At 36.3% G+C, this 11746-nt stretch carries 10 protein-coding genes and 2 rRNA genes; 7 read left to right on the plus strand and 5 right to left on the minus strand.

Translation table 11 applies throughout. The annotated features are described in order from the left end of the window. Positions 1–84: 84 nt before the first annotated feature. The gene (locus tag EHR01_RS19110; protein ID WP_135697292.1) at positions 85–549 is read right to left on the minus strand and encodes a GyrI-like domain-containing protein; all 465 of its coding nucleotides are present in this window, start codon (positions 547–549) and stop codon (positions 85–87) included. A 91-nt stretch (positions 550–640) separates the two neighbouring features. Here EHR01_RS19110 and rrf (EHR01_RS19115) point away from each other — a divergent pair. After that, a 5S ribosomal RNA gene (gene rrf, locus EHR01_RS19115) occupies positions 641–757 on the plus strand. An 873-nt stretch (positions 758–1630) separates the two neighbouring features. Here rrf (EHR01_RS19115) and EHR01_RS19120 read toward each other — a convergent pair. The 4 genes from EHR01_RS19120 to EHR01_RS19135 form a co-directional block, all read right to left on the minus strand. Further along, on the minus strand, positions 1631–2761 hold the full coding sequence (locus EHR01_RS19120; RefSeq protein WP_167482962.1) for an XRE family transcriptional regulator: 1131 nt from the start codon (positions 2759–2761) through the stop codon (positions 1631–1633). Continuing rightward, positions 2742–3371 carry a hypothetical protein gene (locus EHR01_RS19125; protein WP_135697296.1) on the minus strand — a complete coding sequence of 210 codons (630 nt, stop codon included), beginning with the start codon at positions 3369–3371 and terminating at the stop codon, positions 2742–2744. The genes EHR01_RS19120 and EHR01_RS19125 overlap by 20 nt, the downstream gene beginning before the upstream one ends. A gap of 166 nt (positions 3372–3537) precedes the next feature. After that, complete coding sequence (locus EHR01_RS19130; RefSeq protein ID WP_135697298.1) at positions 3538–4017, minus strand: VOC family protein; 480 nt, start codon at positions 4015–4017, stop codon at positions 3538–3540. Between the two features lie 210 nt (positions 4018–4227). Then, entirely contained in the window at positions 4228–4857 is a 630-nt protein-coding gene (locus tag EHR01_RS19135) for a TetR/AcrR family transcriptional regulator (protein ID WP_135697300.1), read from the minus strand. Between the two features lie 185 nt (positions 4858–5042). Between EHR01_RS19135 and EHR01_RS19140 the strand changes: the two genes are divergently transcribed. The 6 genes from EHR01_RS19140 to rrf (EHR01_RS19165) form a co-directional block, all read left to right on the plus strand. After that, positions 5043–6575: a phytoene desaturase family protein gene (locus EHR01_RS19140; RefSeq protein ID WP_135697477.1), complete on the plus strand. Its 1533-nt coding sequence runs from the start codon at positions 5043–5045 to the stop codon at positions 6573–6575. A gap of 57 nt (positions 6576–6632) precedes the next feature. Then, positions 6633–7817, plus strand: a complete 1185-nt coding sequence (locus tag EHR01_RS19145) for an FAD-binding oxidoreductase (RefSeq protein ID WP_135697302.1) — start codon at positions 6633–6635, stop codon at positions 7815–7817. Positions 7818–7957: 140 nt separating this feature from the next. Then, positions 7958–9505, plus strand: a complete 1548-nt coding sequence (locus tag EHR01_RS19150; protein WP_135697305.1) for a hypothetical protein — start codon at positions 7958–7960, stop codon at positions 9503–9505. A gap of 68 nt (positions 9506–9573) precedes the next feature. Beyond that, the gene (locus tag EHR01_RS19155; protein ID WP_135697306.1) at positions 9574–10599 is read left to right on the plus strand and encodes a hypothetical protein; all 1026 of its coding nucleotides are present in this window, start codon (positions 9574–9576) and stop codon (positions 10597–10599) included. A 78-nt stretch (positions 10600–10677) separates the two neighbouring features. Then, entirely contained in the window at positions 10678–11625 is a 948-nt protein-coding gene (locus tag EHR01_RS19160) for a hypothetical protein (RefSeq protein WP_135697308.1), read from the plus strand. Positions 11626–11681: 56 nt separating this feature from the next. After that, positions 11682–11746, plus strand: a 5S ribosomal RNA gene (gene rrf, locus EHR01_RS19165); the annotation flags it as partial.

Raw genomic sequence — 11746 nt, forward strand, 5'->3', positions numbered from 1 at the left:
AAGACGAATATTAGGGGAGATTTAAGATAACTCTGTTACCTACCAAAAAAGTAAAAATTTTTTTCTGAAGAACCATTCACCAGTTCATTTTGTAGATAAAAAAACTCTGATCCCTGCTTCCGAATATTCTTCCCAATCTGTTTGATAGGTTCTGATTTTGGGAATTTCTGGATGGTTCCAAATCTCCGCCCAAAATTTAGGGACCACTTCCTCTGGCGCTCCCGGTTGGATTTGAAAATAACGACCGTTTTGTGGTTCGATGTGCACTATCTCCATTCCTGGTAACAACTTTGTGTTTGTTTCGACAGCATAACCTAACAAAAAATCATAAGCCCCGTTTTCATCAGACGCATAGTTGAAATAAACTGCAAAGAGTGGATCATACTTTCGAAACATCTCCATTTGTTTAGGAATGTCTTCTTTGTAAAACCGAGAGTAGATTGCTGGTATTTTGATATCAGCATCACCAGGTGCATTCGAAGTCCGGATTTTGAGGCCCATCACCGTGAAATTTTCAGTTTTTACCAATGGTTCCGTCAATTCAGGCATAAAGAAAAAGTTTCAGTTTCCTAAAAAAACGCAACCTTTTCTTAGTGAAAGGTTTGACTAACTGAACCTCTCTGTACACATGGTAATTACTCCTGGTGATTATGGAGAGAAGGCCATACCCGTTCCCATTCCGAACACGGAAGTCAAGCTTCTCATCGCCGATGGTACTATTGGGTTCGCTCAATGGGAGAGTAGGACATTGCCGGGTTAGCACTCATAACTCAATAAAAAAAGGCCAACCGGAAGGTTGGCTTTTTTTATGTACAAAATAAAATCCATTGAACGAATCCAATAGTACCGCTAGTCACCAATTGTTCGCGAAATGACAGGCTTGCGACCCATAGGGAGCAAGACTCGGACACTCGCCCGCGGAGCGGAACAGCGAGTGGGGCGGGAAGTAGGACATTGCCTTAGTTCGTCATAATCGTTTATTGAAGGCGTTCAATTAGTTGAGCGCCTTTTTTATTTGTGGGTGCTCTGTGTGGTCCGGCATGATTGCCGGGTGGATTTATCACAAAACCTGTATTTCTATTAAACGATTAGCTGCTCGTTCCCTACGGGTCGCTTGCGCAGGATTGCGGGTTAAAATTTTTTTTTATCTATAAGTATAAATCCTTTTTTATCAATCCACAGTCTCACCAATTGTTCGCGAAATGGGTGAGGCTTTGTTAGAAAGCCGAAGCCTGCCAGGTGAAGAGCCGGTTAGTATTGTTCTAGGATAGATTCAATTATGAACTCAAATCGTTCATTAATTTCTTCAGAAATTAATGAGAACTTCTTTTGATTCAACATTCATGTTTGAATTATCAAAATTCACTTTAAAAAATCAATAATAGGAAATTTTAATTTTGTATTGCACCTCTGTCTTTCAATTGAAGCTATTTATTTTTTTTTGATCAATTTTTAGGTATAGCAGCTAATTGCTTGGCTAATTAATATTGTCCGACTCTGTTCGCGGGTGGAATGATAGGGATTGGCACTTAGTTTACGGATACAAACTAGTGCCTAGAGAACAACTTGGTGAAACGCAAGCGAGGGCTTGTTTCGAAGAGAAACAGTAATCTTTTGTTGGGTGATATTTTCAAGGTTTTAGTTGAATTAAATTATTAAGATTTTGAGCATCTATAAATAAATTTTTATCTGTATTAGTTAGCTCACTTAAATCGTTGAGCCGAAGTGATAAGTCTTCATAAATTCTGTTTCCAGTTAATAAGTTTGATTCAATTATTTTTTGGATTGTTTTGGATAAGAGTAAAGGTGTTTCAAATGGAATTTTGTCATCCAATGGTTCTTTTTTCCGATACCTTGAAAAATTACGAAAAAAGTAGCTTTTTTGATTTTCTGAAATTATATTTAATTGGAATGCTCGCATAATCATCGATTGCATTGATACTAACCATCTAGATTTTAAAGATTGTAGATATTCTAAATTTAATGATATTAATTCTCTAGGAAAAGTATCATAAGGCATTAGAAACGCGCTAGAAAATCGGTCTGCTTGCGATTCAATTTTTTTTAGTAGTAGTTTATCTTTTTGAACATCTTCAGATAGATTTCGATGTAAAATCAAGTGACCTAATTCATGCGCTGCATCGAAGCGAGAACGAACTGAAGAAGTTTTAGATGTGCCTAAAATAATTATTGGATTATCTTTTCTCCAAAGAGAAAATGCATCGATTTCATTTGCTACATTGATTCTAGAAACAAAAATACCGTTTGCTTCTAATAGTCTAATTAAATTGCTTATTGGGCCATTGCCGAGTCCCCAAAATTTTCTTACCGATAGCGCAATTTCTTCAATATCATCTTCGGAAGATTCCAAAGGATCGATATTGAAGTCTGGCAAATTCGGCTTTGGAAAATTTACATAAGATTTGAAATAATTTATTATTTCTGCGAACCAGACTTCTTTAACTTTTGCTTTTTCTCTGTTTTGTTTTGTAGATGACGCAAAACTTCGAAAGAAAATCGGGGATGATTGTTCTGATAAATTTTGATTTTTTTCCTTTGAAAAAAAATGAATAGGGAATTGTAATGCAAATGAAAGTCTAGTTAAGGTTTCGCCAGATGGTAAATTTTTTCCTGATTCAAATTGAGAAATTGCTTGCTTTGAAATATCAGTTCGTTCCGCTAATTCAGTAATTGTGAACCCGTTTGACTCTCTTGCTTCTCGTAATCTAATGCCTAAAAAGCTATCCCTGCGATATTGCATCTTGCAACCCATCTTCTTTAAATTTGTTAAATTCAATTTCTAAATCAAAATCTGTATCTTCTGCCTTCGTAAATTCTGTGTAGGTTTGAACAGTTGGAAAGTAAATATCTATATTTGTATGAGTAAAGCCTTTCCCAGGAATTTTGAGAGCGATAAATTTCGGAAATTGTCTGTTTCCGCCGTGAGTTATTACACAATAAATTTTCTCAGGATCTGAATTCTCACCAAATAAAGGTAAATTTAAATCACAAAGATTATCCCGAAAGATTGCATCTCTAGGTAATTTTTCTGAATCTTCTACATAATTTGCAGTTATCACAAAGCATCCTAAATTAAGTTCCAGATGGCTGCAATTTTTAGATTTATTTGGTTTATAGTCAGCAGTACACTGAATTCGAGGCACTCGATTTACGAGCATTCTGAGAGAGTAGTCTACTGCGGCTCTACGAATATGTGGAAAGGCATCATATCCAGCTTTACTTTTTAAAAATGGGTATTCTTGGATTACTTTATTGGTTAACTCGTAACCGAAAAGTATTGATTGGTATAAATTCTTTTTTGTTTCATCTGTAAAAGTTTCGGATATTTTTAATTTTAGTTCAGTTGCCATAAAGTGATTTTACATAAAATGTATGGAATGTCAAGTAGATTTACCAAATTTGAACATTTTTTATGCAGAATGGGGCAGCTCTGTTAGTAAGCCGAAGCTGTTTGAACTTTATATTCTGCTTAGTTTTGGAATTTTTATTCACGCACAATATCTCAGTCAAACTTTCTTACGTTTTCTCTAAAATATCCGTTGCTGTTTGGGTTCCGATTTGTTCTGCAAGTCCTATGAGGATTCCCTCTACTCCGCGAATAAAACAGAGTTTATATATATTTTCAAATAAAACCACATCGCCAACAACTGTGGTACCATGTTTTTCTAAGCGAGATAACAATTCGTCTAGGTTGTCCACTCTAAACATAATACGAAGATAACCAAGAGAATTGACTGGAGCTGTTCTGTGATCAGAGATTGTTTTTGGTGATATAAATTGAGATAGTTCTATACGAGTGTGTCCGTCTGGGGTCACCATCATTGCAATCTCTACTTCCTGATTCTTAAGTCCTGTAACTTGCCCTGCCCACTCACCAGCAACGACCATTCGTCCTTCCAGTGTTAGTCCAATTTCTTGAAAAAAAGAAATCGCTTTGCCGAGTGATTCCACAACGATTCCGACATTATGCATTTCCAGTAATTTACTTTTTGCCATAGTCAGTTTCTATAAAGGATTTCAAATAGATCAAGAAGATTTGTTTTGGTTTCAAACAGGAAAAGAAAACCAAAGAGAAACTTCCTTAGGAGAATAATCATTCGTAAAATCTTTGTGAATATTCGATTTGATGATAACCGTGAATTCATAATTATTTATATAATTTTTTAGATAGAATATAACTTTGATTTGTTGTAGAGTTCTACTTTTTTAACCTAGATCCACTGAGGAACTAACGGTTGCTTTGAACAATTGGATCACATCCATTCCTTTCGGAAGGACTAAGTGTCCTTCAATGGCAAGGGAAGCAATTCCATGTACAGTGGCCCAAGCTCCAAGTGCTCTGGCATGTGCTAATTTTTTACTAACTTTTTCATTTGCAAAGGCAGCAAACAACAAACGAAAGGGACGTTGTGAGCTCACCCATATTTCTCTTTCGTGTGGATCGGAAACTATTTTTTTTTCCAAATCAATTTGGCTCATCATCAATCGGTAAAGGTTGGGACTTGCGATTGCAAAATGGATGTATTCCACACCGTAATGATAGGCCATCATTCGACCTTGGACTTTCGGATGTTTTTTTTGGGCCGCAAGCATATTCGCAGCCAGTTCATCATACCCCGATGCGGCTACTGACTGTAGTAATTCTTGTTTCCCCTTAAAGTGAGCATAGGGAGCCATATGTGTGACACCAATGGCAGAAGCGATGGATCGTAAGGAAAGGGCATCGGCCCCTTGGTTTTGCAACAGGCTTCGCGCAGCAGAAATAAGGGCAGGGCGAAGGTCCCCGTGATGGTAGGAAGTTGTAGGTTTGTCTATTTTCTCTTTTTTCCCGGCCATTACAACCTAGTAGGCACCAATGCTTCCATTGTAAATTCTTTTCAGTAGCAGTTTTAAAAGAGAAGAAACGTGAACTTTGATGCGAAGGGTGGATTTTTAAAAAATCGGGACAAGAAAAAAGATTGCAATCTTTACAGTGTAAAGATTGGATGTTCTTCATAAGGATTACCCTGGGGAGAATGAAAATGTCTCATTATGACACTGTTGTAATTGGTGCCGGTAACGCCGGTTTAATGGCCGCCACTCGATTGCAGCGAGAAGGTTCAAAAACTTTGTTACTCGAGAGGCATAATGTCCCTGGTGGGTGCGCAACCTCCTTTGTGAGAGGGGATTTTGAATTTGAAGTTGCCCTCCACCAACTTAGCGGGGTGGGAACAGAATCAAATCCATTCATTATGCGTCGTGTTTTTGAAGAACTTGGTGTACTGGATAAAATAGATTTAGTTCAAGAAGAAGAACTCTATCGAATTGTGATGCCTGGAAAATTAGATGTTACATTGCCTGCCGACTGGGAAGAATTAAAAAACCATTTAAAGAGTCTTTTTCCAGAAGAAGAGAATTCGATTGATCGTTTTTTTACTCTAAGTGAAGCCGTTGTGAATGAATATTATTTTGTTTTACCAAGGGTTAGGTTATCGAACGATCAGGAAAAAATTCGAACAAAATGTCCAAATTTTTCATCTTACGGCCTTCGTTCCACAACTGATGTATTGAATGAATTTTTTAAAAATGAAGATCTCGTTAGTGTCATCACACCTTATTGGAGTTATGTTGGAATTCCTACAACAGACTTGGTCTTTGCTGAATTCATCGGTATGGTGTATTTTTATTGTGTTTATAAACCTTGGCATATCAAAGGTGGCTCCCAAATGCTTTCGAGTGCACTACTTAATTCTTTTGAAGAAGCAGGTGGGGAAGTTCGTTTTCATTGCGCAGCAGAAAAAATTCTCACAGAGAACGGTGCCGTGCGAGCTGTTCTTCTCGAAACAGGAGAAACTGTCACTTGTGATGCTGTTGTATCAAACGCAAGTCCTCTCATCACATACCATGAAATGTTAGATTTAGAAACGCCTCCTTCTGTTTTAAAAGATTTCCAATCAAGAAGGATGGGTGTTTCAGCCGTTTGCCTTTATTTGGGTTTGGATTGTCCTCCTGAAGAATTAGGCTTCACAACTGCTTCCACCTTTGTAATGACAACTTCTAATGCCGAGGTCAATGAAGATCGTATGTATACTTTGGATGCTCCTGATTGGGGAATGGTGACTTGTTATAATTTTATTGATCAGGAACTTGCTCCAAAAGGAAAATCGGTAGTCACTCTTGTTGCCTTACAATATGGGGAGGCTTGGAAAGATATACTACCCGAACAATATATTTCCACAAAATATAAGTTTGGTGATAAACTAATTGATCTTGTTGAAAAGGCATATCCTAAAATTAGAGCACATATTGAAAAGGCAGAAGTTGCCACACCAATGACGATGATGCGTTATCTGAATACACCGGGTGGGGCCATTTATGGGTTCAAACAAACGTTACAAGATGGGCATTTGTTTCGTGAATCTTTGGATGCGATTGATGGACTTTATTCTGCCAGCAGTTGGACCAGTATGGGTGGGTTCCAACCAACCTATTTGAATGGTTATTATACAGCACGGAAAATTTTAAAACGTTCGAACATCCGTCGTAAATCAAAGACAAATGTTTCGACTCCATGAAAAATAAAGGATTCAACCGAATCGAACAACTCATCTCTGATTGATAGGATAAAAGATATGTTAGATAATAATAAAAAACTAGAAACAAACATTTTGAACTCTGTTGTTGGGTTCCAGGAAGCAGTTTTAAAAAAAGAGGAATTGGAAAATAAGGGTTCTAACTTTAAAGAAGAGAAGGGTCTTGTTCGACAAAAAATAAATAGTCTTCATCCAAAAAGGCTGAAACTTCGTGTAGAAGAAATTCGTGTGGATACAATTTCAACAAAAACTTTAAAAATGGTTTCTGTTGATGGTAAAAAATTACCTCCTTTCCAGGCCGGGCAGTACATCAATTTATTTGTTTCGCTTTCGGGTGTTTTCACTGCGAGACCTTATTCGATTTCTTCCTCACCAAAAGATTTAAATTCGTATGAATTGACCATCAAACGAGCAGAAGGTGGATTTGTGAGTCCATATTTGTTGGATGAAGTAAAGGTTGGACAAGAATTTGAATCTAGTGGACCAATGGGTTCGTTTCATCACAATCCCCTTTTTCATGGTTTTGATTTGGTATTCCTTGCTGGTGGATCGGGGATTGCTCCTGCAATGAGTATGTTAAAATCGTTTTTGGCATCGAACAAAAATTTTCGGTTCCATATCATTTATTCTAATAGTTATGAAGATGATGTCATTTTTATTGATGAACTTCAGGCTTTAGCCTCTATTCACCAAAACTTTATTTTGACCGAGTTCCTTTCTCGCCAAGTGAGTCCAGATTTTAAAGGATACCGTGGTCGGTTGGATTTTCAAACATTACAAACCTTACTTCAAAATGCTCCATCAAAGATGTATTATGTTTGTGGCCCCACTCCTTTTAATGAACATGTAGGAAAACTTCTTTCTGAACTTGGAGTTAAATCGGGGCGGATCTTAATTGAAAGTAATGGCCCACCTCCAAGACCCGACACAATGGAAGGTTGGCCAATTTCAGTTCTTCCTACAAAGGAAGTAAAAGTCAAAGTAGGAGATCACCAAACATTCCAAGCGAAAGTTGGAGAACCTCTTCTGAATAGTTTAGAAAGAAATGGATATTTTACCGAGAATGCTTGTCGATCGGGTGAATGTAGTTTGTGCCGAGTGAAACTTAAATCAGGTAAAGTATTCAGTCCTCCCGAAGCTAAAATCAGAAAGTCTGATAAAAAGTTCGGATGGATTCATTCTTGTGTTGCCTTTCCTGTTACCGATATAGAGATACAACTTTAAAAAACTTTTTCAAAGATTGGTGGTTCTTTGTTTCATGAAACATCTTGCCTCGCGAAAGATGTTTCATTATTTTTGTAGAATAATTGACTTTTCTTTGTTTCTGGATAGATAGTTCATCTGTTTAGGAAGAAACCGATTCGATGAAGCTAAAATTTTACAAACTCTATTCTCTTCTAGTTTTGTTGTTTCTTCTGTCGAATTCCCTTTTCATCAAACCTGATCGAGACATTTTGTTTTATGATGAAACAAATTACCTAGAAGCAGGGAATCAGGAATTTACTTTTGTTGATTCCGCTGTGTATCGACTTCACTATAAAATTTTATCTAAATTTATAAAGGATCCTATTGATCGTTATTTTATTAATTACCAACTATTAGTATTTCTTTTTGGGGTTTGTTTTCTTTTGGCAGCACGATCAAAAAAAGAACTAATTTTGATTGTAACTTTTCTGATTCTTCTTTTTTCCAGTCGATTTTTATCAGACCTTTGGCCCTTTATTACCTTATTATCAAGTATATGGCTGGTCTTGTTATTTATATCGTTTCGATCGAATCATGATTTCTTATCCATTATCTTTTGTTTTCTTCTTGTATTCACAAGAGTTGAGTTTTTATACCTTTACTACTTATTATTTTTTCTAATTTTATATAAATCATGGGGAGTAAAAATAAAAAAAGGATCTTTATTTCTAAAGTTCTTTTTGTATTTATTTGGATTCATAATCATTCTCACACATAATCCGAGTGATGGCGAAAGATCCTATGTTGCATTTTGCCAACATTATGCTTTCTCAAAATTTGTTAGAAATCTATATATGGAAGATCCTTGGACTACCTGTGATTTTCTCTTAGCAAAAGATTTTGGGAATGCAAAAAATCTTTTGGATCTTTGGTTGTTGAATCCTAAACATTTTGGTCTTCATCTTTTTTATAATCTGGATTTGTTTTTTAAAAAAATTCAGGAATTGTTTTTAGTTCCACCTGTTGTGAGTATTGTTTTCATTCTCTCATTTTTATTCTTTGAGATAAAAGGATTCATTCAAATTTGTTTCCAAAGAAAAAATAGAAAAATTGCAAACCATTTGCTTCTTTATATTTTGCTTGGAGTTAGTTTTCTTACGATTTTAGTCATTTTCCCAAGGGAACATTATATCTTGCACTTTTTCGTCTCGATTGTATTATTATCGATTCAGCAAAAAAACTTTCATAAGATTTTTCGGTCTTTGAGGACCCATTCGATTTGGTTGTATTTTGTAGTTTCCATTGTTGCAGTGATTCTTCTGACTTTTTATTTCCAGAAGACAAAAACCATTCGTTCGGTGGCACTCCGAAATCCATGTAGCAATATATTTACTCTCCAGGTTCTACGAAATTTAGAATTAAAAAATTATAATATTTTGGCATTTGATGGAAGTGTCTGCGCTTATCTCCCGAATGCCAGCTGCAAACAATTTCAGATTTCTAATAAGAATATCAGTTTCGATCAATTTTTAGAACAGAATAGAATTAATATATTGATCTTATCTGATCACTGGGATCGAGACCAGAAATATATTAAGGATTCTGAATATCAGTTTTTTATTTCCCATTCCTACAAAACAAAAACTACTGGTGACTTGTTTGAACCAACCCAGTTTTCCTTATGCCCCAATCGAAAAATTCTATTAAAAAAAGAAACAAAGGATTGATCCTGATTTTTTATCATTGCGGCAAATCTTGTTCCTTTCTAGTTTAAACAAAAATATTAGATTTTGTTATGCGATACTTTTTATTAGTTTTTATTTCCTTTATTTTATCCATTTCTCCCTTGTTTGCTGATGAATCATCTGATAAGGAAACCATTCCTCCGAATGCAGAACCACAACGGACAAAGTATTTTTCCATCAATCCTGGAGTAATGATTGAAAGCGTAACCGTCGATATTTCAGGAAGAGGTCGAAATGCAACAATGACGCAGGAAGGTCCAGGAAAGGTTTCTTGGATGTTGGATATCAAATCAGCTGATTATCAGATAACAAAGTATTTTGGTATCAACCTACTTTTGCATAATTCAAATTTTTATCTGGATCGTCAGTTTGTGTCAAAACTTCCTTCGGTCGATTCTCCATCTTCTTCAACAACTGGAAGTTCTTCTGGTTCGAGTGGATCAAATTCCAGTCCTAGTCAAAGCAATCGAGTCAAAGATGATTTGGATACGAATGTAGAAGGCACATATTCTATGTTAGTTCCAATTCTTTATATTGGTAATCCAGAAACATTTCGGTTTGGATTTGGTTTAGGCCCTGCAAAGGTTCGAATGCGTGGGAATGCTGATTTTCAGGATCCGGGAACCGGTTTGGCTTTAGCACTTTCGAATCGAGGGAATCGGGCAGATTTTCTGAATAACGTCAGTGCCATACAGTTTGCCTCTGGGAATATCAATCCTAGCGATGATCCCACACTTTCTTATCTTTTGGCAAATTTGGGATCTGGAAATAATTTGGAACTTCTTGGTTATTATTTTGCGAGCCAAGGGTTACTGCGGCCTGATCTAACAGCACTCAGTGCATTTTCAACAGGACGATATTCTGCAGTTGAGTCTATGGCTTTAAGCAGTTTGTTTAGGAATCAAATCAATATTAATTCTAATGCAAGGTTTGCATTTATGTTTTATGTCGAAACTCCTCAATTTATGGGACTTCGCGGTCGTCTTTCTTTTGGCGGTCCTATTGTCAAAGAAAACGGTTATACATACGAAATGAGAACCTTTCATATCGCAATGTATATGCCCTTAGAGTTTTAAGTTTTAGTTTATATTCAATAAATTTTTCTTGAGTCAAAGCTTTTCCAGTCGTTATTGGATGTAGAGGTAATTCAAACAATGAAACGTAGTCTCATTTTTTTTCTAATGATCATATCCGCATTTACTAGTTCTGTATTTGCGCAAGGAAAAGTAGATGGAAATACATTACGATTAAAAGGTGCTTTATTTCTGGGAAGTCTTCGTCCCGACTTTGAAAAAAGAAATTTTTATAGCGATATTGTTGGTTTGGAATACAACAGGGATTGGCAAAACAATCGTGGGATGACCCTCATCAATGATTTAGGTTTTGATTATTTTCATTCCTTAAATGCAGGAATCTTAAGTAATGTATTTTTAGGTTTACACCTAAATAGATTTGGTCGTGGTTATGAATGGAATTCGTATTACGCAACCGGCTTGGGTATCAAAGATGCCGACTATCGTTTGCTCTATTCTGACATTAACATCGGGTTTACACTTTCTCCGGTTTCCAATTTTCGAATCCTTCCTAAATATGTATTACGTAGTGTTGGCCAATCATTGGAAGGAAATTACCTCGGTGTAGGAGCTCCCGTTTACTTTGGTCAAGATACAAAAACTGCAACGGGGACCTCTGGCCTTCTCGGAGTTGGTTTTGAATTCGATTTAAATGAACGTGCGACTCTCTTTGCTGATTTTCTAATTTATGGACCTTTCCTCTTAAACTCAACCGGTACTTATAATTCTGAACATTTCCGAATTTATAATAATGGCATTGTATATAACTATGCTAGCGGTGGTTATACGTTCTATTCAGAAAAGATCAGTATCGGTGGAAGTATTGTTGTTGTGCCTAAACTTCGTTTGTTTGCAAGTTTTGAAAGTGAAAGGATGACCGCTAAGTCCCAAAGTCCTATTGCCTTCAGTGTCTCTGAAAATGGACTCAGTAGCCTAGGCACTTTAATGGAATTTGTATCTGCAACGGCTGAACACAATATCCTCGTTTCCGGCTTAAAATTTGGTGTGACTTACGATTTAAATTTGTAAATTTTCTTCTAAATAGACTTGCAAATCCAGCACACTTAGAAGTAATGGTAATTACTCCTGGTGATTATGGAGAGAAGGCCATACCCGTTCCCATTCCGAACACGGAAGTCAAGCTTCTCAT

It is taken from the genome of Leptospira mtsangambouensis (assembly GCF_004770475.1).
GTDB classification, from domain to species: Bacteria; Spirochaetota; Leptospiria; order Leptospirales; family Leptospiraceae; genus Leptospira_A; species Leptospira_A mtsangambouensis.

Coding starts and splice junctions, on each gene's coding strand:
- EHR01_RS19120 (WP_167482962.1), bottom strand. CDS start 2,761: ATGCAATATCGCAGGGATAGCTTTTTAGGCATTAGATTACGAGAAGCA.
- EHR01_RS19160 (WP_135697308.1), top strand. CDS start 10,678: ATGAAACGTAGTCTCATTTTTTTTCTAATGATCATATCCGCATTTACT.
- EHR01_RS19125 (WP_135697296.1), bottom strand. CDS start 3,371: ATGGCAACTGAACTAAAATTAAAAATATCCGAAACTTTTACAGATGAA.
- EHR01_RS19140 (WP_135697477.1), top strand. CDS start 5,043: ATGTCTCATTATGACACTGTTGTAATTGGTGCCGGTAACGCCGGTTTA.
- EHR01_RS19145 (WP_135697302.1), top strand. CDS start 6,633: ATGTTAGATAATAATAAAAAACTAGAAACAAACATTTTGAACTCTGTT.
- EHR01_RS19150 (WP_135697305.1), top strand. CDS start 7,958: ATGAAGCTAAAATTTTACAAACTCTATTCTCTTCTAGTTTTGTTGTTT.
- EHR01_RS19155 (WP_135697306.1), top strand. CDS start 9,574: ATGCGATACTTTTTATTAGTTTTTATTTCCTTTATTTTATCCATTTCT.
- EHR01_RS19110 (WP_135697292.1), bottom strand. CDS start 549: ATGCCTGAATTGACGGAACCATTGGTAAAAACTGAAAATTTCACGGTG.
- EHR01_RS19135 (WP_135697300.1), bottom strand. CDS start 4,857: ATGGCCGGGAAAAAAGAGAAAATAGACAAACCTACAACTTCCTACCAT.
- EHR01_RS19130 (WP_135697298.1), bottom strand. CDS start 4,017: ATGGCAAAAAGTAAATTACTGGAAATGCATAATGTCGGAATCGTTGTG.